The organism is Streptomyces sp. NPDC047315 (genome assembly GCF_040643215.1).
In the GTDB taxonomy this organism is placed as follows: Bacteria; Actinomycetota; Actinomycetes; order Streptomycetales; family Streptomycetaceae; genus Streptomyces.
Genome location: NZ_JBEYTZ010000056.1, coordinates 1 through 19,725 on the forward strand (window position 1 = coordinate 1; position 19,725 = coordinate 19,725).

Annotated in this window: 17 protein-coding genes and 2 pseudogenes; 15 read left to right on the forward strand and 4 right to left on the reverse strand. The window is 69.7% G+C overall.

Annotated elements, in window-relative coordinates:
* Window positions 1–567: 567 nt before the first annotated feature.
* The 4 genes from ABZ842_RS36640 to ABZ842_RS36655 all read left to right on the forward strand — a co-directional run bounded on the left by ABZ842_RS36640 (window position 568) and on the right by ABZ842_RS36655 (window position 3,873).
* On the forward strand, window positions 568–1,578 hold the full coding sequence (locus ABZ842_RS36640; RefSeq protein WP_361547400.1) for a DUF6192 family protein: 1,011 nt from the start codon (window positions 568–570) through the stop codon (window positions 1,576–1,578).
* A gap of 3 nt (window positions 1,579–1,581) precedes the next feature.
* Entirely contained in the window at window positions 1,582–1,995 is a 414-nt protein-coding gene (locus ABZ842_RS36645; RefSeq protein ID WP_229882432.1) for a hypothetical protein, read from the forward strand.
* A 37-nt stretch (window positions 1,996–2,032) separates the two neighbouring features.
* Window positions 2,033–2,887 carry an IS5 family transposase gene (locus ABZ842_RS36650; protein ID WP_361547404.1) on the forward strand — a complete coding sequence of 285 codons (855 nt, stop codon included), beginning with the start codon at window positions 2,033–2,035 and terminating at the stop codon, window positions 2,885–2,887.
* 110 nt (window positions 2,888–2,997) lie between these two features.
* Window positions 2,998–3,873 (forward strand): GNAT family N-acetyltransferase, encoded by an 876-nt coding sequence (locus ABZ842_RS36655; RefSeq protein ID WP_361547406.1) that lies wholly within the window; start codon window positions 2,998–3,000, stop codon window positions 3,871–3,873.
* A 122-nt stretch (window positions 3,874–3,995) separates the two neighbouring features.
* Here the strand turns inward: ABZ842_RS36655 and ABZ842_RS36660 are convergent.
* Together ABZ842_RS36660 and ABZ842_RS36665 are read right to left on the reverse strand one after the other, a co-directional pair.
* Window positions 3,996–4,343, reverse strand: a pseudogene (locus ABZ842_RS36660) (IS5 family transposase); the annotation flags it as partial.
* Between the two features lie 37 nt (window positions 4,344–4,380).
* The gene (locus tag ABZ842_RS36665) at window positions 4,381–4,794 is read right to left on the reverse strand and encodes an IclR family transcriptional regulator C-terminal domain-containing protein (RefSeq protein WP_361547466.1); all 414 of its coding nucleotides are present in this window, start codon (window positions 4,792–4,794) and stop codon (window positions 4,381–4,383) included.
* Window positions 4,795–4,834: 40 nt separating this feature from the next.
* Between ABZ842_RS36665 and ABZ842_RS36670 the strand changes: the two are divergent.
* Window positions 4,835–4,942: pseudogene (locus tag ABZ842_RS36670) on the forward strand (methyltransferase type 11); the annotation flags it as partial.
* A gap of 21 nt (window positions 4,943–4,963) precedes the next feature.
* Here the strand turns inward: ABZ842_RS36670 and ABZ842_RS36675 are convergent.
* The gene (locus ABZ842_RS36675) at window positions 4,964–5,623 is read right to left on the reverse strand and encodes a hypothetical protein (RefSeq protein WP_361547472.1); all 660 of its coding nucleotides are present in this window, start codon (window positions 5,621–5,623) and stop codon (window positions 4,964–4,966) included.
* 542 nt (window positions 5,624–6,165) lie between these two features.
* On the opposite strand from ABZ842_RS36675, the gene ABZ842_RS36680 reads away from it, so the two are divergent.
* The 8 genes from ABZ842_RS36680 (at window position 6,166) to ABZ842_RS36715 (ending at window position 17,699) form a co-directional block, all read left to right on the forward strand.
* On the forward strand, window positions 6,166–6,426 hold the full coding sequence (locus ABZ842_RS36680; protein ID WP_361547409.1) for a helix-turn-helix transcriptional regulator: 261 nt from the start codon (window positions 6,166–6,168) through the stop codon (window positions 6,424–6,426).
* A gap of 156 nt (window positions 6,427–6,582) precedes the next feature.
* On the forward strand, window positions 6,583–7,443 hold the full coding sequence (locus ABZ842_RS36685; protein WP_361547412.1) for a DUF6083 domain-containing protein: 861 nt from the start codon (window positions 6,583–6,585) through the stop codon (window positions 7,441–7,443).
* A gap of 135 nt (window positions 7,444–7,578) precedes the next feature.
* Window positions 7,579–8,982 carry a UvrD-helicase domain-containing protein gene (locus tag ABZ842_RS36690; protein ID WP_361547469.1) on the forward strand — a complete coding sequence of 468 codons (1,404 nt, stop codon included), beginning with the start codon at window positions 7,579–7,581 and terminating at the stop codon, window positions 8,980–8,982.
* Window positions 8,983–9,307: 325 nt separating this feature from the next.
* Window positions 9,308–9,490 (forward strand): hypothetical protein, encoded by a 183-nt coding sequence (locus ABZ842_RS36695; protein WP_361547415.1) that lies wholly within the window; start codon window positions 9,308–9,310, stop codon window positions 9,488–9,490.
* Between the two features lie 628 nt (window positions 9,491–10,118).
* Window positions 10,119–13,238: a type II toxin-antitoxin system prevent-host-death family antitoxin gene (locus ABZ842_RS36700; protein ID WP_361547418.1), complete on the forward strand. Its 3,120-nt coding sequence runs from the start codon at window positions 10,119–10,121 to the stop codon at window positions 13,236–13,238.
* Window positions 13,223–13,810: a hypothetical protein gene (locus ABZ842_RS36705; protein ID WP_361547421.1), complete on the forward strand. Its 588-nt coding sequence runs from the start codon at window positions 13,223–13,225 to the stop codon at window positions 13,808–13,810. The genes ABZ842_RS36700 and ABZ842_RS36705 overlap by 16 nt, the downstream gene beginning before the upstream one ends.
* 29 nt (window positions 13,811–13,839) lie before the next feature.
* Entirely contained in the window at window positions 13,840–16,140 is a 2,301-nt protein-coding gene (locus ABZ842_RS36710; protein ID WP_361547424.1) for a DEAD/DEAH box helicase family protein, read from the forward strand.
* Window positions 16,141–16,400: 260 nt separating this feature from the next.
* Window positions 16,401–17,699 (forward strand): helix-turn-helix transcriptional regulator, encoded by a 1,299-nt coding sequence (locus ABZ842_RS36715; RefSeq protein ID WP_361547427.1) that lies wholly within the window; start codon window positions 16,401–16,403, stop codon window positions 17,697–17,699.
* Here the strand turns inward: ABZ842_RS36715 and cutA are convergent.
* Window positions 17,696–18,022 (reverse strand): divalent-cation tolerance protein CutA, encoded by a 327-nt coding sequence (gene cutA / locus ABZ842_RS36720; protein WP_361547430.1) that lies wholly within the window; start codon window positions 18,020–18,022, stop codon window positions 17,696–17,698. The genes ABZ842_RS36715 and cutA overlap by 4 nt on opposite strands.
* A 148-nt stretch (window positions 18,023–18,170) precedes the next feature.
* Between cutA and ABZ842_RS36725 the strand changes: the two genes are divergently transcribed.
* Window positions 18,171–19,145: a hypothetical protein gene (locus tag ABZ842_RS36725; protein ID WP_361547433.1), complete on the forward strand. Its 975-nt coding sequence runs from the start codon at window positions 18,171–18,173 to the stop codon at window positions 19,143–19,145.
* Window positions 19,138–19,710: a class I SAM-dependent methyltransferase gene (locus ABZ842_RS36730; RefSeq protein ID WP_361547436.1), complete on the forward strand. Its 573-nt coding sequence runs from the start codon at window positions 19,138–19,140 to the stop codon at window positions 19,708–19,710. The genes ABZ842_RS36725 and ABZ842_RS36730 overlap by 8 nt, the downstream gene beginning before the upstream one ends.
* Window positions 19,711–19,725 lie beyond the last annotated feature (15 nt).

Genomic DNA, 19,725 nt, shown 5'->3' on the forward strand with positions numbered 1-19,725 from the left:
AGTAGGTGTTTGTGATCCCTGGCCGTGAGGTGTGTACGGCTGGATGATCTGGATTGTGGGGGCTGACGGGACAGCTCGGCGGTACTGCCGAGAGTGCGGTGATCCGCTGCCGCAGACGATGGCGGCGGAGGCGGTGTTCTGCTCGGGTCGGTGCAGGTCACGGCGATGGAGGAGGCTTCAGCAGACCCGGCAGAGAGTCATCGCGATGCAGCAGAGCGAGCAGGCGGAGTGCCCGGTTTGTGGCAGGTCGTGGACGGTGGGGGTAGAGCGGTCGAGGGCGGCGGTGTACTGCTCGGACCGTTGCCGGGTGCGGGCCTGCCGTCAGCGGCGGGCGTCGCGGAACGGTGTTACGGAAACGCCGTAGCCGAACGCCTCGCGAACATCTTGAACACCTGCTGTTTAGCAGGAGAGTTCGAGGCGTCTGACTGTTGCTTCGAGCGCCCCCGGTTCACGCTCTGCCCCGGCGTGTCGCGCCCGCGTCACGGTGGACGGTGACCGGGGCCGGCGCCCCTTTAACCGGTCACGTCGTGGTGACCGGGCCGGGCCCGGGCGAGGGCGGTGGTCATCATGACCGACGTGGCCGACCGGATCGGGAACGTCACCCGGCAGCGTTACGAACACCTCGTCACCCAGGCGAAGGAGCTGATCGCGCAGGTCGCGAGGGCACAGTTCGCCCTGGGTGATATGGCGCTGGAGATCGAGCCGATGAGGTCGGTGGGCGGGTCCATGCCGAACGGCACGGACGACTTGTTCACCGTGACGGAGTCGTTGCAGATATTCGCGGACGACATCGGTGTCGAGCGGCGGACGGTGGAGGACTGGCGTTACACCGCCAACCGATGGCCGAGGGAGCGCCGCAAGGAGGGCGTGTCGTTCACGGTCCACCGCATCCTGGCGTCGGTGGTCGACGAGGACGAACGGTGGGCGGCGTTTGAAGACGCGCCGTTCAACCCGCGCACCGGCGCGAGGCAGTGGACGCCGGACGGCGCGAAGCGGGTCGTCGGCCAGCGGGTCGACCGGCCGGTCACGGTGGACGAAAAGGTCCAGGCCGTCGCCGACCTGACCCGGGACGACGAGGTCGCCGCACAGGTCGCCACCGATCTGCTGAAGCGGCCGGCGGTGACCGAGCACGTCACCCCCGCCGAGCGGGTGCGAGTTGTCTCGGAGCTGACCAGGGACGACACGGTCGCTCAGGAGGTGACCACGGGACTGCTGCGACGCCCGGCCGTGGCCCGGACGGCGATGCGGGACGACACCGCTCGGATGCTCGTCAACCGCGCACAGTTCGACAACTCGAACGAGACGCGCGAGCGGATCCGGGAGCGCACCCCGGCAGTCCGCGCGATCGAGCACACCATCGAGTACCTCGATCTGGTCGGTTCCTGCCACGGTTTCGTGGCCACCCTGGGCCGTCTGGTCCCGCAGCTGCGCGGGCAGGAGTTCACCGAGGACGAGCGCGAGACCGTGCGCCGGCAGATCGGCCGGGTCCGTGCTGCGGCGGACTGGCTCGAAGGCGCTCTCGACAACGGCGAGTTCACCCTGGACGAGCAGCTCGTGCAGCTCCTCAAAGGCGAGTAGACCATGCCGCGACGCCGGGAGGCCCGGCCCCTTGCCGAGCACTACGGCGACCTGGTCCGCGTCGCCCTGATGGAAGCACGCCCCGCTGGTCTGCACACCTACCAGCTCATGGCCGCCACCCGCCTGACCCGCTCGCAGGTCGGCCGGGGCATTCGGCACGTCCGTGATGTCGTCGCCGCGGAGAACCTGACGCCGATCACCTGGACGCGCCGGGACGGTTTCATGTTCTCTGACGATCCCGCGGACTGGATCGAGTACGACAAGCGGCAGTTCCGGCAGATCCTCGGCCGGCTCACCCGGGTGATCACGGGCACGCTCGATCCGCACCTGGCCCGTTACCCCGACGACGAATGGGCCCAGCTCGCCACCGCCCAGCTCACCGGTGTCCGCGCCACCCTTGCTCAGCTCTCCAAATAGCCCCGTCCACCGTCGATCACCTCCTGCCGAGTCCGCCATGCCCGCTGCCTCCCGTCGCCGCCGCTACCCGTCCGACACCTCCGTTGCCGAATGGGCCCTCCTGGAACCCCTGTTGCCGGTCCCGGCCTGTCAGACCAAGAGAGGCGGGCACCCGGAGAAGTGGCCGCGGCGGGAGATCGTCGACGGCATCCGCTACATCGTCGACAACGGCGCGAAGTGGAGGGCCCTGCCTGCGGACTTTCCCCCGTGGGAGACGGTCTACGGGTTCTTCTGGCGATGGAACCGGGCGGGGGTCATCACCTACATCCGTGACCAGCTCCGCCGCCGGATCCGTACCGGCAAGGGCCGCTGCCCACACCCGGTGACCCTGATCGTCGACTCCCAGTCGGTCAAAGGCGCCTCCACCGTCGGCCGCAACAGCCGCGGCTACGACGCCGCGAAAAAGATCAACGGGCGCAAGCGACATATCACCGTGGACACGCTCGGCCTGCCCGTGATGATCACGGTGACGCCCGCCGACATCCAGGACCGCGACGCCGCCCGCGACGTCCTCTGGCGCCTGCGCCTCACCCAGCCGCAAATCACCCAGGTCTGGGCCGACCGCGGCTACGCAGGCGAACTCGTGGACTGGGCCCGCGAACGCCTCTGGCTCACCCTGCGCATCGTCTCCCGCCCCAAGGGCACCAAGGGCTTCGTCGTCCTGCCCCGCCGCTGGAAAGTCGAGCGCACGATCGGCTGGTGCATGAACGCCCGCCGCAACGCACGCGACTACGAACGTCTGCCCCAGCACTCCGAGGCACACCTGAACTGGGCACTCATCACCATGATGACCAGGCGCCTCACCCGCAAAAGCCCCCGAACGAGCCAGTGGGCGAAGAAAACTCGTGCCTGATCAAGAGCAGCTGAGCGTCACGTGACTGAAAGTCATCGGTGCAGTCGTCGCGACGGTGCGTCTCCGAGCGAAGTGCTGCACCGAGTCCAGTACATCCGGGATCATGAACCATGCTTCCGGATGCCTGGCACCTCTCCGAAGACATCGACGACTTCCTCACCTGCGCCGGAGACTTTCTCCGCTCGCGCCCCGCTCTTCACAACACGCCGCTCACGACACTGGAAAAGTGGCGGACCCAACCGGGGGCGTTCATCCCGGGAGCCGTCCTCTTCGGCCGACTGGAGTCGGCGGGCGAGACCCAAGCGATCTTCTACCGCCCGCCGAGCCGCCGGCTGACCCTCACCCCGCTCTCCCCCGAGCGGGCCGACACCCTCGCCGTCCATCTGACCGGCCTCGGCCACACCCTCGCCGGCGTCACCGCGGACCACGACACCGCCACCGCATTCGCCGAAGCCTGGCAGCGGCACACCGGCGCGACGCACACGCTCCGCGTCCGGATGCACCTCTACCGCCTCGACACCCTCACCCCTCCCAACCCGCACCCGGACGGCCACAGCCGCCCCGTGGGCGAGCGGGATCACGGCCACCTCATGCGCTGGTGCCGGGGGCTCGCCACAGACCTCGGTGAGACCGTCACCATCAACGCCGCCTCCTGGGCCAGCACCCGCTTCGCCGAGAAGACCTACACCTTCTGGCAGACCCCCGACGGCACGCCCGTCTCCATGGCAGGCGTGAACCCGATGATCGCCGGCATGGTCCGGGTGGACCCCGTCTACACCCCCGCCCACCTCCGCGGACGCGGCTACGCAGCCGCCGTCACCGCAGAGGTGAGCCGGGCCGCCCGCGCCGCAGGCGCCACAGAGGTCGTGCTCTTCACCGACGCGGGCAACCCCACCAGCAACGCCCTCTACCAACGCCTCGGATACCGCCGGATCACCGACTGGGCCCCCTACGACTTCGCCCACGCCACACCAGAAACCAACTGAGAAGCAGAAGCGCGACAGCCACAGACAAGACCACGCCATCGCCGGACCTCGCACCCAGCCCCTGCCGACCTTCCCCGATCTGTGAAGCAGGTAGAAAAACACCTACTCAGCCCGATCCGGAGCCCCTTCTTCCTGGCTCCGGCGGCGTGCTGGTGGGCCCGGCAGACGGTGGAGTCCACCGACACGGTCCAGCCGATGTCGTCACTGGCGTCGGCCGCTGCCAGGAGCGCCGCGAGGATCCGTTCCCAGGTGCCGTCCATGGCCCATCTGATCAGCCGTCTATGAGCGGTCTGGAATGACCCCAGCTCGTCCGGCAGGTCCCGCCAGGGCGAGCCAGTGCGGTACTTCCACGCGATGGCCTCCAGAGTTCGACGATGGTCGGCCCATCGCCGACCACGGACCGGATCGGCCGGCATCAACGGCTCGATCCGGTCCCACATCGCATCAGTGATCACCCACCGGACAGACACATCCGATCAACCGACGAGCAGATCAAGGAGACACGCTCTAGTCGAAGCTCTTGCGGAGCGCTGGTTTGTTCAGGGCACCGAGGACGGGAAGGCCGTCTCCGTGGTGTTCCTCAATCCAGTGGCGGTTACCGCGGCGGCATGAACCTCGCTGAGGTCCACAGCAGGCCTTTCGCGGACATCTGATATCGGCGCCCCCTACCGCGATGGCGGAGCGATTCCGCCCAGGCGGTCGGCGAAGGACTGGGCCGTTTCGATGAACGGCTTCCGATATCTCCGCGAGATGTTCAGGCGTCACTCGGAAGGCAGGGCCGGAGACGCTGATCGCGATGACGACGGCCCCGCTGTGGGCGAATGCGGGGGCCACACAGCGGATGCCGAGTTCGTCCTCCATGTCGTCGACGGCGTAGCCGCATTCCCAGACGCGGGCAGGCCGTTCTGGGTGCGCGTGCAGGCACGGTCTCTTCCCCTCACCCCCTTGCCTGGAGTGCCTCGTGCCTGTGTCGCTTCCCCCTGCCCTCGATCTGTCTCTCGACCTGCTGCGTTGCCCGACGTGCCGTACGCGCCGCCTGCACCCCGGCCGCGGCACCCTGCGTTGCCCGGTGAGAGGTGAGTGGAACGGCTCACCCCAGTTTCCAGGTGATCTCCTCTTCCGCGTCGGCGGGCGCCCAGCGTGTCAGCGCCCCTGCCGCGACAAGGTCATCGAGTTCTCGCAGCAGTCCGCTCGCTGTGAGCCCGCAGAGGCGAGCCACGTGTCCGGTGTCGGCAGAGCCGTCACATCGAGGCGGACCGGTGAGCGCGTGCAGTCCCACCGCCAGGAGTTGTCCCATCGGCCCGAGCCCGCGGGCACGGGCCTGACGCGCCGAGCGCAGAGCCCAGTCGGCGGCCTGTCGGCGAACGGTGGAGCCCGGCATGCCGCTCACCGGGTCGGTGAGCCGGCCCGTGAGGAGCGAGTCGGCGGAAAGACCAGGGGCGATGAACCGGCTGCTGGCGAGTTCGTCCCATGCCTCCTCCATGGGGCCGTGGCCCATGCCGTGGACGAGCCCTTTGCGCAGGCGGACGTCGCTGGAGAGAGCGGCGCGCAGAACGGCCTGGAGAGCGAGGAGCCGTGCCTCAGGCGTGGTGCGGACAGGAAGGGACGCGGCCAGATAACTGAGCATCTGCCCGGCCAGCAGGGCACTGGCATCGGCGTCGTGCGGCCGGCGATGACGCGCCGAAACGCGGCGGGGGAGCGGAGAAGGACGCGCGAGCCTGGTCTCCGGCACGACCGAGGCGTCCGCCATGGCGTGTGCGCAGGCCGCGCATGCGTCAGTCAGCCGCCACAGCCGACCGCCGTGTCCGCGGGCGAGGACCAGGAGGACCGGGCCGGCGCAGCCACGGTGGCGTGGATGCCAGTGGCAGCCTCGTTCATGACACTGGCACGTCCGCAGGTGCTCGGGGAGGGGGCAGGCGCGGGCGTGCTGCGCCAGATGAGCCAGGGCGACGGCTCGAGCTGACCGTCCCTGCAGTGCTCGCGACCCCGAGGGGCACTGGGGACAGACGAGGAGCGGCCCCTGGGGGAGAGGGCGCAATTCGACTACCCATGTACGCGGCACGGAAGCGCGCATGTTGCACAGCCTCATCGGCTCCCTTGACTCTTCTCCGTCCCCGCCCCGTTCGGGCTGGAGGGGCCTTGCCGGGGACGGGGGTGACGGCCGCACACCGTAGTGCAGACATCTGCCCTTCGCCGCCACACCTCGGCCCGTCAAGCCGCCACCCCTCGGCCCGTCAAGTAGGGCAGAGGTCTGCACTGACAGAGCTGGTGCCTGCGCCGTCGGATGGTCGGGTGACGATCTTGCCGCCCGAGCCGAACTTCGAAGCGCTCCGCCTTCGGCTCGCGCAGCTGAGGGGCGAGCGCGGCTGGTCCTACGATGACCTCGCCGAACGGACCGGCAAATCCAGGCGCACACTCATCGAAATCGAGCAAGGCCGCACCATCGGATCACTCGACACCTGGCACGCCCTCGGTCACGCCTTCGGTGTCCCCTTCGTTGGCCTCTTCGCCGCTCTATGTGAGAACCACGAGCCTCCGGGCGCCGCCGGGTAGCGCGAGCCCCTGCTGTCCAGGAACACCCGAACCGGTCACCCGCCTCGAACGAAATCCCGACCCATCGGGCGCGCGTTCCCAACTTTTGGGCTGGTCGGGCGAACCTGCGGCGCCAGACACTGCATTCCCAGCGTGTCACCTGGAAGCTTCACGCCCATGCACTCCACCCACACCACGGGTCGCGACTGGGACGGTACCCCCAAGACCCATGGCCGCCTGCGCTCCCTGACTGTCGCTCACGACAGCCCCAGCCGACTGCTCCGCAGCGCCCAGCCCGCCCACTGTCACGGCTGCGGCAACCCGATCAACTGGCGCACCACCAGCGACCGACGGGTCATCCCGCTCCACCCCTTCGAACTGCCGACCGCCATCGTTCCCGAGCCGCACCGATGGCACCTCGCCTCCGGGATCGCCCACCCGGCAGGCGACGGCAGCCCCTGGTGTCACCTCGCACACCTCACCCTGTGTCCGGCCCGCACCACCTCCAGCGCGCTTCCACCCGCCCTGAGCGACATCAGACGACGCCTCGCACTCAACACCCGCCGCCTCACCGACGCCGGCCTTTTCATCCCAGGGCGCCATCCCCGAGTGGAGCCCCACCAGGATGACCCGTGCACACCGGCACGCCCCGTGGTCCAGCTCCTCTACGGCCGGTACATCGCCAGTGCCCCCATCCAGGACATCCAGTGCGTCGCCCAGACCGTACGCCGTACTCGCTGCACCAACCCGGTCCTCGCCCCCTGGACCACACCCGGACGCTGGACCCTCACGCCGGCCACCCCACACCGCCGCGGCTCCCGACAACTCGCCCTGCCCGTATCCGACATCGCCGTCTACGACCTCGGCCACCTCACCTACAGCGAGCAGGTCCGCTGGCGCACACAACGCTGCCCCACGCACGCGACCATCAGCGCCGCGCCCAACCTCGCCCTCGCCGACTGGGAGCCCCTCGACCCGCTCCTGCACCACGCCCACCTGGCCACCCGGCTGCCACCAGCCAGCCGACGACGCAGCTGAGCCGCACCGCCCCACCAACCAGCCGCCGACCCCTGCCTGCCCGAGTGCCACTACCCGATCCGGAGCACCCTCACGTTGTTCACGCCCACCGACGAACAGACCCAAGCAGCCGACCGCTTCCACGCCGGAGACCACATGGCCCTCCAGGCCGGCGCCGGCACTGGAAAGACCTCCACCCTCGCCTTCCTCGCTCACAGCACTGGCCGTCGCGGCCGCTACCTCGCCTACAACCGTGCCATCGCCCAGGAAGCTTCCACCCGCTTCCCATCCACAGTCACCTGCAAAACCGCCCACTCACTCGCCTACGCGGCACTCGGCCACCGCTACGCACACCGCCTCGGCGCACCCCGCCGACCCGCCTGGAAAACCGGACAAGACCTCGGCATCACCAAACCGACCCGCATCGCCGGCCACACCCTCATGCCCACCACGCTGTCCAACACCGTCCTGCGGACCGTGACCCGCTTCTGCCACTCCGCGGACACCACCCTCACCCGCCGCCACGTTCCACCGCTGCGCGGCCTCGACACCCCCGAACACCACCGCGGACTCGCCGACCTCGTCCTGCCCTATGCCAACAAAGCCTGGGCCGACCTGCAGAACCCCGACACTGGCGCGGTCCGCTTCGACCCGGACCACTTCCTCAAAATGTGGTCACTGACCAACCCCAGGATCCCCGCAGACTTCCTCCTCCTCGACGAAGCCCAGGACACCAATCCCGTCGTCGAGCACATCTTCAACAACCAACGCGACCACACCCAACTCGTCCTCGTCGGCGACTCCGCCCAGGCCATCTACCAGTGGCGCGGTGCCAAAGACGTCATGACCGGCTTCGACGGAACCCACCTGACCCTCTCCCGCTCCTTCCGCTTCGGCCCCGCCCTCGCCGACGAAGCCAACCGCTGGCTCACCATCGCCGAAGCCCCCATCCGCCTGACCGGCACCGACACAATGCCCACCGAACTCGGTCCCCTCGCCCACCCAGACGCCATCCTGTGCCGCACCAACGTCGGCGCCATGAAACACGTCATGAACCTTCTCGCCGCCGGCACCCGAGTCGCTCTTGTCGGGGGAGGAGGGAGCCTGCGCTCCCTCGCATTCGCTGCCCGCGACCTCAGAGACGGACGCCGCACCAGCCACCCCGAACTCGTCCTTTTCCCTACCTGGGGAACTGTCCAGGACTACGCCGCCCACGACCCCTCCGGCCGTGACCTGCAACCCCTCGTCGACCTCGTCGACACCCACGGAACCGACGCCATCCTCACCGCCGTCGACCACCTCACCACGGAAGAGCACGCCCAGGTCACCGTCTCCACCGCCCACAAGGCCAAAGGCCGCGAATGGGCCCGCGTGCAAATCGCCGACGACTTTCCCCCACCCAAGGACACCGACCAGCAGGACAGCAACGGCTGTCCCATCCCAGGGCCCATCGACTCCAGCGAAGCCCGCCTCGCCTACGTCGCCGTCACCCGCGCATGCAGGAACCTCGACATCGGCGGCCTGAGCTGGATTAACGACCACCCAGACGGGAGGCCATGAATACCCCAGGTGAAAACCAGGATCGTCATGCGAGCCGTTCGTTGCATAACAAAGAACGGGCAGTACAGCACCAAGGGAACGCCCTGGTCGACGGCAGTCGACCAGGGCGCAAGCTCATTGGCGCATCCCACACAGCTGGGCCACATGGTCGAGAGGATCGGGTCTATGGAGATGAACCGGCCGATGGCCGGGGAGGAGCTCCAGCCCGGTTCGGTCACGCTGGTCACAGCGGACGGGACGGTGCGCGAGGTCGCGGGCGGCTTCGTGTTCCCCAACGGGACGGCGGTAACCCCCAGGACAGCTCGACGGTCACCGTGGCGGACTCGTGACGTTCGCCGTCGGAGCCGACGGCGGCCTGTCCGGGCGGCGGGGGTGGGCGCGCCTGGACGGCGCAGCGCCGGACGGCATCTGCGTCTGCGGCGACGCGGAGGGGGCGGTGTGGTACGCCGACGTGCCGAACCAACGGTACGTGCGGGTCGCGGAGGATGCCGATCAGCCGGGAATGTAACGGATCAACCGATCCGTTTGCCCCGTCGCGCGAGTCCGGGGAAGCAGGCTCGTACGACGGGGCAAACGGCACGCAGTGCCCGTCGGGGCCCGGACGGAAGGCTCCGGCGCTGTTCTTGGCGAGTCACTGTTCGGCCCGACGCTTTCGATGACGTCCTGGGAGACCGACGAAGTGAGCCGGCGGACCGGCCACGTGCATCTCCTGAACCGGGACTCCGGACGGCTTGCCGCAGACTCCCGCCAGAGCCCGGAACGGCAGACTCCGCCAGAGATGCCACCAGAGCGTCCATTACGGTTCGTACCATCAACTCCTGTGGTCAACTTGCTGCTAAAAAGGGGAGTTGTCCGCAGTCTCTCTCCATGCATTACGATTCTGATGCTGTGTGATGCAAAATGACCCGGGTGAGGCCGACGTGACTGTTCCTGAAACTTCAAATGCATCAAGCGAGCCGCCCACTGCTCGATCCGTCGGCGTCCACCAGGCACGCAGCGAGTGGTCCGAGCTGGTGGGGCAGGCCAAGGAAGGCCATGCAGTCACTCTGTCCCGCCAGGATGAGCTGGCGGTCCTCGCGCCGCTGGACTGGCTCAGCGCAACGGCCGCCACACCCCAGGCCTGGGCGGAAACCCCGGTGAGCGAAGCACGCAACAAACTCGGCGATCTGGTGGGCGACGCCGCGAACGGCACCCCCCAGGTACTGACCCGCTACGGCCGCCCGGTGGCGGTGCTGCTGCCCGGCCCCATCACGCCCCCCGCCCCGCACGCACCCACCCGCATGCAGGGCAAGCGCCCCCTGACGGCAGCAGCAGACGTCCTGAGTTCCGCCAGGGACATGCCCAGTCTGTCGTTCGCTCTGCCCGCGCTGGATGCGGTCGTACAGGGCATCAGCCCCGGCCGCCTGACCCTGATCGCAGCACGCCCCGGCGCCGGCGGAAGCCTGCTCGCGGTGGCCGCCGCCCGGCACACGGCACTGACCGAGGGCCGCAGCGTCCTGTACGCCGCCTCGGGCCCGTCGCAGACCGACGTGGTGGCCCGAGTGATCGCCTCGCACGCAGGCGTCAGCTACCACGCGTGGCGCTCGGGCACCCTGCCCGAGCCGGAGGCGGCCGCCGCACACCTCGCACAGGCAGCTCTGCGAGAGCGCAGGGACACCCTGCTCATCGATGACGGCCGGGACCTGGACGCGACCGTGATCAGCGAAGTCGCCACGGACTGGGGAGCCGGACCGCTCGCCCTGGTGGTAGTGGACCGGCTGCAGCACCTGCCCGACGAACACCTCGCCCTCTCCGGAGACGCGCTGCCCGGCGCCGCACGCCGCCTCGCACATCTGGCGCGTCAGATCCAGGCGCCGGTCCTGGCCGTCATCGACAGCGACGACCCCGGGCTGCTGGGTGCGCTGGACGCCGACGTCACCCTGACGCTGACCCGCATGGGCCAAGCGGCCAGGATCGACATCGCCGAACGAGGGATGGGCCGCCTGGCATCGGTGGCGGTCGAACCCGACATCCCGCGGGCACGCTTCCTGCCCCTGCCCGGACACATCGCCGAGCGACTGCTGCGCGAGGACACCACCCCTGTCACCGAGTTCCCCATCACCGAAGCCTCCTCGCCTGCACCTACTGCGGGCGCTCCTACACCACACGAGGCACCCGACGCTGCGGGGGAGACCCGCATGCTTCCGCCGGTGCTCCCACCACATACTGCTGCGGACGTGGCTGTGTCCGACACGGTCACACGGAGGGAGGACGGCCAGCGGCCCGGGAGCTGGCCCCAGGCAGTCACCGAGGCTGCCACGGCCACCGCTCTCGCCCATGACACGGTCCTCGCCACCAGTGCCGCTATGCCGGCCGAAGACGACAGCGAACCAGTCACCGAACCCTCCGGCAGCACCGGATCGGAGGATCTGACCGCCGACGGCATGCTCACGGAGCACGGAGAACCAGTGCCGGACGAGGAGTCCGGCGGAAAGGGCTTCGAATACGGGCCGTTCGCCGTCATCGACGGCCAGCGCCGTGCCCACCTGGCCAGCGGCAAGACCATCCCCTGCCCCGCCACCAGCATCAGGGAACTCGCCACGTGGGCCGCGGACCGGCCCTTCGGCACCCCCCGGCTGCACCCGAGCGGCCGCGACGGCGACCCGCTGATCGTGCTCACCACCGAGGCCGCCGCGGCGCTGGGGCTGCCCGACCGCGAGGAAGGCGAGAGCAGGGCTCTTCCGGTCGACCACCAGATCATCACCGCGTTGACCGAGCACGGATGGGAGATGCCCCAGCGCGGCAACAAGCCGTGGTTCTCCGCCTGGGTCCGCCTCTTCCAGCGCGTCGAACGCGGACGGCGCTCCGTACAGCTGGCGATCCTGCCCTGGGGAGCCCTGACCACCGGCGGCTGGCCTCTGCCCGTCGACACGGAGACGAGGCGCCCGGCGTCCACGGTGCCCGAGGTGGTCCGCTTCCTGCGCGTCTACAGCGACCGCGTCATGACCCCCGTCAGCTCCACGGCCGTAACCGGCCAGGAACTGATGAACGCCCTGCGCCCGTCCACCCGTGCCTGGCGAGACGCGAGCACCGGCAAGGTCCGCTCCAAGTGGCTGGAAGGATCCCTCCACCTCCCGGTGGACCCCGCGCCGCCGGAGGCGACCAAAGACCACCCGCTGGCCGCCGCCCGCGACGAGCGGGACCCTGGCCAGGTCCTGCAGGAAGAGGCCCTCAAATGGTGGCGTCTACCTACCGACGAGGAGCGCGAACTGCCGTTCGTCGTCGGCCTGGACACGATGATGGCGTTCTTCGCCGCCTGCAACTCCACCCCCATGGGCACCTGCGCCCCCTACAAGGCCGACCGGCCCCGCTTCGACAAGAAGATCCCCGGTATCTGGCTGGAGGACCTCTCCGGCATCGACACCGACCCCCTGCTGCCCAGCCCCTTCACCCCGGACGGGGCGCGCCCGACCGGACCGGCCTGGTACGAAACCCACACCCTCGCCCTCGCCGCCGAACTCGGCCACACCCCCCGCCCGTCCCTGGCCTACCTGCGGCCCAACGACAAACAAGCGGCCGCGATGGGCATCGCCCCACACCCAGCCCGCTACGACGACAGGCGCCCGGACGCGGGCCCGGTGCCGGCGTTCGGCAACGGCCCCTACCTCAAGGGCTGGTACGAGCACCTGCTCCCCGCCTACATGGAGACCATGACCGCGCTGGGCGCGGTCAGCCACGACGACGGCACCCCCTTGTCCCCGCAGGAGTTCCTGCAGGCGATGGACCGCATGCACCACGACGAGGCGTTCCGAGCCGAGCACGTCACCGACCTCCTCGTCCTCAAGGCGATCAAACAGACCATCAAGGGTGCGATCGGCAAGTACCGGCAGGGCCCGCAGGACTACGGCCGCCGCGCTGAGGGCACCCACGCCCGCTGGAAGGCCCTGGACCGGCCCGACTGGCGCCCCGACCACCGCGCAGCCATCCTCGCCCGCTACCGGGCGGTGATGAACCGCAAGCTCATCAACACCGCCCGCGCGACCGGCGCCCGCCCCCTGGCCGTCAACACCGACTGCATCGTCTTCGCCTCACCCACCGAGGACATCGGCTGGCTCACCGGCCACAAGGGCGGATTCACCATCGGCCCCAACCCCGGCCACGTGAAGGCCGAGGGTGTGCAGTCCATGGAGTGGTACCTGCAGGTCGCCGCACTCGACAAGAACCCGGCCAGCCGTGTCAAGGATGGCCGCACCGACGCCGCATGGGAAGGCAAGTAATGCCCGCCACCCCCGTCCTGGACGCCCTGCGGGACATCCACCGCCTCGAACGCGACCGCCTCGCAGCCGTTCCGCAGAAGGGGATGCCCAAGTCCCCGCAGGCACAGGTAGCCTTCCTCCACCGCCGCCTGGGCCGCAGTACCCCCCGGGTTGCCGCGCTCCTCGGAGTCCACCCCGAAACGGTGCGCCGCTACCTGCGCGGCCAGCGCCGCAACCCACCCCCCGAGTTCGCCGACCGGCTACACCGTGAGGTCGCGGCCCGCTTCCGCTCCCGCCTCGCCCGCCAGGCCGACGATGAGATGCGCCGCCGGGGCCTGCGCGCCTACATCACCGCCACCTTCACCTTCTACAGCCCCTCCGCGGGCACCAGCGAAGACGGCCGCGAACGCCGCCTGAACGAAGACCTGACCCCCTCGGAGACCGAACGGCTCCTGGCAGCCCGCGACGCGGGCGACGAGGAACGGGCCCTGCAGATCGTCGGCCAGGGCGTGGGGGAGGCCTACTTCGACCTGCGCGGCACCGGTATGGACGTCGAAGTCCGCGACCTGGTCCACATCAAATTCGAACTCTGACCCCGGTTCGCCGGACGAAGGACCGCCCGATGATGCGCCCCCCTACCCGCCACACCCTGCGCCGTGATCAGCGCACCGCACTGAACGCCTCCGTCACCGCTGTCACCGGCGGCGGCCGCGCGACCGTCGTCATGCCCTGCGGCTGCGGGAAAACCCTGGTGGCCGCCCGCACTGCCGAACACCTCGCTCACAGCCGCCACGTGAGGCGCACCATCGTCATGGTCCCCACCCTGGACCTGCTCGCCCAGACCGCCCGCGTCTGGCAGGAACAGAACGACCACCACGGCGCCCTGCTGGCAGTGTGCAGCCCCCGCCCCGACCTCGACGAGGCCGGCATCCCCCAGACCACCGACCCCACGGAACTCGCCGCCCTCCTCGACGGCCTGGACCACTACACCGTCTTCGCCACCTACGCCTCCCTCACCGACGCCGAAGACCGGCAAGGAGCCCTGCTCGCCGCCCACACCGCCGGCATCATCCAGGCGTGGGACCTGCTGGTCGCGGACGAAGCCCACCGCACCTCAGGCAGCATCAACAAGGCATGGGCCGCCGTCCACGACGACACCAAAGTCCCCGCCCACCGCCGCCTCTACTACACCGCCACCCCCCGCATCTGGGAATCCGACCCCGCCTACACCGAAACCCTCCGCCCCGGCACCGATGGCCCCCACCTCGCCGTCTCCATGGACGACCCCGACGTCTACGGCCCCGTCGTCTACCGCATGGAACTGAGCGAGGCGATCTCCGCAGGCCTGGTCTGCGACTACCGCATCGCCATGGTCGTCGTCGAACACCCCTGCCTGCAGCACCAGCTGCGCCGCACCCGCAACGCCACCGACCAGGACACCGCCGCCCTGATCAGCCTGTCCACCGCCCTGCTCAAGACCGCCGCCCGCTACCCCGCCGGCAACGGGAAAGCCAGCAAATGGATCAGCTTCCACCAGCGCGTCAAAGACGCCCAGGCCTTCACCGACACCTTCCTCGAGACCGCCGCAGCCCTCACCAGTGAAACCACCCCCGGACCCCACGGCGACCCGGACGTGCCGCTCGTCCCCGCGACACTGCGCGCCGACACCGTCCACATGGACCACCCCGACCGCATCCCCATCCTCGACAACCTCACCGGCCCCCAGCCCCTGACCGGCGACGACCGCCCCAGCCACCTCACCCTCGTCGCCAACTGTAAAATCCTCAGCGAAGGATGGGACTCCACCAGCGTCGACGTCTGCTTCGCCGCCCCCCGCACTGACGTCGTCGGCATCGTCCAGGCCCTCGGCCGCGCCCTGCGCCCCCGCCCCGACGGCTCGAAAGCCACCCTCCTCGTCCCCATCTACCTCGCCCCCAACGAAGACCCCCAAGACCTGCTCAACTACCGCTACTACAAGCCCCTCTACGACATCCTGCTCGCCCTGCGCGCCCACGACCGCCGCATCAGCGACCGCCTGCCCACCACCCAGCTCGCCGAGCCCAAGCCCACTCCCCAGGCCGCCACCGCCGCCACTGGCAGCCCGTCCGAGGACGGCGAGGTCCGCGGGCCGGTGCTGGAACTGCCCGAGCAGCAGACCGCCACTCCGCCGTTCAGCGGCAGCCCCGGCACCCCGGAGATCGTCGGCCCCGACGGAATCCTCCTGACCCCCCGCGAAGTCGCCCAGGTCATCAAGCTCCACATCACCCGCCCCAGCGGCGTCACCGCCGACTGGGCCATCGGCGCCGCCGCCGCCGCCGACTTCCACAACGAACACGGCCACCTCGCCCCGCCCCGCACCCTGCCCGGACAGGGCACCGACCCCCGCCTCCTCGAACTGCCCGCCTGGCTCGACGCCCAACGTGCCGCACGCCGCAACGGCGAACTCAAGGCCTGGCAGAACGACTTCCTCGACGAGATCGGCATGGTCTGGGAACCCCGCAGCGAAACCCGCCAACTCCTGATCACCTACGCCCGCCAGTGCGCCGAAGAAACCGGCGGCCTCGCCGTCTCCTCCGGCTACACCACCCCCGACGGCCGAGCCTTCGGCCGCGACCTGGCCAACCTGCGCCAGCGCGCCAGCAAACTCGACCCTGACACCGGCCCCACCACCGACGACCAGAAGGGCTTCCTCGAACTCCTCGATACCCTGTTCGAGATCGACCCCTGGTGGAACCCGCCCTGGAGCCTTGTCTGGCAACGCCACTACCAGCAGGCCCTCCTGCGGCACAGCCGCGCCGAGAAACCTGCCCAGGCCGGTGACACCCGCACCTATCGTCAGTGGCTGCGCAACCCTGGCGACAACCTCACCCCAGACCAGATCGACTTGCTACGCGCCATCGACCATGCTTGCGTCAACTCCTGATCAGGGTGCCCGGACGCACCTCCATCGGGGCCATGCGTAAAGGCTGAAACAACTGGTCTGCATTCACAGTCCAGTTGGATACTGTCAAGACGGCGACTCCTCACCAGCCCTCTTGCCCTGCATGCGGGGACATTGCCTCCGGGCCCTGTCGACAGGGTGGAATCCGAGTGAAGCCCCGCGTCCGCACGCGGGGTATTCCCATCACGGGTATGCACTTGTATCGCCCCGGGGCGCAGGCTTAGGCAGGCAGGAAGAGACCGGTGATCTACCAGCCCCCCACGGCGCTACCGCCGGATCTCCTCGCCGACGAGGACGTACTGCGCGCGCTGCGCGCCCACGACTTCGGGCAGGTCTTCCGGATCGTGCGCGAGAAGGCCGGCATCAACTACTCCAAGATCGCCGCCGAGTGCGGCATCAAGCCCGAGCGCGTCGGGCAGCTCGCACGCGGAACCGGACGCGTCACGACCTTCGAGAAGTTCGTGCAGATCGCGGACGCCCTACGCGTCCCGGGTCACGTGATCGGTCTCGCTCCCCGGCCGTGGGAGGCGGACGTCGCTCCTGCGCCGAGCACGACAGGACCCTCTATGCACCGCCGTGCCGTCCTCCAGGTCGCCGGCGGTCTGGCCGTCACCCTCCCTACGCTCCACCAGTCGGAGCCGCCGCCCGTCCGGGTCACCGACTCGTACGTCGACCGCCTCCACGAGCGCACCGCGCGCCTCCGCCGACTCGACGACACCCTGGGCGGCGGGGACACGTTCAGGGTCTACCTCGGCGAGATGCAGCGGACGAAGGCCCTCCTGCGCACCGGCTCTTTCTCGGACGGCTCCCGTCTGCGGCTGACGTCGCTCCTCGCGGAGCAGGCCCAGCAAGCAGGCTGGGCGGCCTTCGACAGCGGCCGCGGCCGGGACGCCGCCTCCCTCTACCAGGAGAGCCGGGCCTATGCCCGGGAGGCACAGGCCAGCGACCTCCACAGCAACTCCCTCGCGTTCCTGGCGTACGGGATGCTCACGAAGGACCGGCGCGCCGCCGTTGCCTTCGCGGAGGAGTCCTGCGCCACGGCCACCGAGCGCACACCGTCGAGCGTCCGTGCCCTCCTCTACGAACGTCTCGCGTGGGCCTGCGCCGTCGACCAGCAGCCGATCGGCACCGACCAGGCACTCCACGCCGCGCGCAAGGCCCTGGACGAGGCGCCGGACGGCGAGCTGCAACCGCACTGGTCCGCGTGGGTCGATCACCAGGAGCTGGACATCATGACGGGCCGCTGCTGGACGGAGCTTCAGCGCCCCCTTCGCTCCGTACCGGTGCTGTCCGCCGCGCTTGCCGCATTCCCGGATGAGCACGCACGCGACAAGGCTCTTTACCTTTCCTGGCTGGCGGAGGCGTACCTCACGGCCGGAGAGGTCGAGGAGGCTGCCGTGACCACGGGCCGGGCGCTCGAACTGGCTACGGGGGTCGCGTCGATCCGGCCCCGGCAGCGGATCGACGTCGTACTCGCCCGGCTGCGTCCGTACGGCGAGGTCGCGGAGGTCCGTGAGGTCCTGGAGCTCGCTGATCCCTAGCCCTGCCGCCCGGTAACCGAGTCCCGGATCCACTCCTTGCACCGTTCGGCCCCGAGCGTGATCGGGACCGCGCACACCTCGGGGTTGTCCCAGGGGTGCGCCTCCAGGAGGTACGTTTCCAGCTCGGGGTACCGCTCGGCCGTGGTCTTGAGGACGATCTGCCACTCCTCACCAGTGCCGTACTCGCCAAGGTGCCAGAACACGGACTTCACAGCGGCGATCTGCGCACCAGCGGCGAGCCGCTTCTGAACAGCGCCACCCGCGAGCGCGATGGCCTGCTCCTCGGTCTCCGTGGCGGTCGATACCTGCACGTAGTCGCTCATGATCGGAGCCTAGCTACGAGGCCTTCCCACCACTAGATCACTCCGCAGCAACCCCTGGGCAGTGCACGGCTCGTGGCGCGTGTTCCCCTCCATGGGGATCCCCAGCGAGTGCTGTTTTCACGACGCATCGTCGGCATGTACTTCCGCCATGACCATCCTCTCCGAGCGCTCTGCGCCGACCCCTGATGGCATCAACCCCTCCCGGGCGCGCGATGTCCTCCGCGCCCTTTACAGCCGCCCGCCGCTGACGGCCGCCGACCTCAGCGCGCCCCTGCTGTCCCTGCCCGAGGGCGCGGGCAGTGCGGGCGCCCTGCCTGGAGCAGTCCCGCTCTCCGGCATCCCGGCGACCACGGCCCGGTGGGCCGACCTCGGCATCCGCGGCGTCAAGGTGTTCGCCTTCGGACACGACCGCGACGGGTACGCCTCCGGCGCCACCGCCCCGGACAACCGCATGATCCGCACCATCCACGCCGTGAAGAAGGCGACACCGGCGACGGCTGTCACGACGGAGGTGTGCGGCTGCTCCTGGACGGACCACGGCCAGTGCGTGCTCCGCACCAACTCCGGCGAGATCGACCTCGAAGGCACCTACCGGCTCATGGGCACCATGGCCGTGATGCACGCCGAGGCCGGCGCCGACTGCGTCTCTCCGACGGCCATGCTCGACGGCTCGATCCAGGCCGTGCGCCAGGCGCTCGACGCAGAGGGACACCGCGACGTCGGCGTGAACCCCAACCTCGCCATCCACACGTCCTTGTACGGGCCGTTCAAGACACTCATGCAGACCGACCCCCGCTCGGGGCACCGCCGCGGCCTCCAGCTCGAACCCGGTCGCGCGCAGCAGGACACCCTCCTCCAGGCCCGCCGCTGGATCGCCGAAGGCGCGGACTCTCTCACCCTCCAGCCCGTCATGACGACCGGGGATGTCCTCGTACGGTTGCGCGACGACCAGAAGGTGCCGATCGTCGCCTACTCCACCTCCGGCGAGTGGGCCGCGATGCAGGCCCTCGGCACGGCCGGGACGGCCGAGTACCTGGCCATGCTCGTACGGGCCGGCGCCGACCAGATCCTCACCTTCGCCGCAGAGACCGTCGCCGAGTACCTGGAGGCCGGCCGTGCGTGACGAGCCATACCGGCGCCCGGCGCAGCTCGACGCGATCCTCGCGGCCGCCACGCACGCCTCGTTCGCCATGTCCTGCGTGGACCGCACCGGGAGCCTCCTGGCCACCCTTGCCGCGTCCAAACCGGACGGCCGTTTCCTGGAGCTCGGGACTGGCGTCGGGGCTGGCGCCGCGTGGCTGACCTCCGGGATGACCGCCGGGGCCAGCCTCGTCACCGTGGAGGCCGACGCGTCGGTCCAGGCCATCGCTCGCCGGCACCTGGGCAGCGACTCCCGCATCGAGTTCGTCCACGCGGACGCGGACGACTGGCTCAGCCAGGCATCCGGGTTGTTCGACTTCGCGTACGTCGACTGCCGGCCCGGGAAGTACCTCCGGCTGCCGGACCTCCTGGCGCTGCTCAAGCCCGGCGCCCTGTACGTCGTGGACGACATGCTGCCCCAGGCCACGTGGCCGGACGACCACCAGCCCCGGGTTGACAGCTTCCTCGAACGACTGCCCGACGTGCCCAACCGGCATGCCACGCCGATGAACTGGGCCTCCGGGCTGGTGGTCGCCGCCAGGATCTGAGGGTCTATCGTGCCC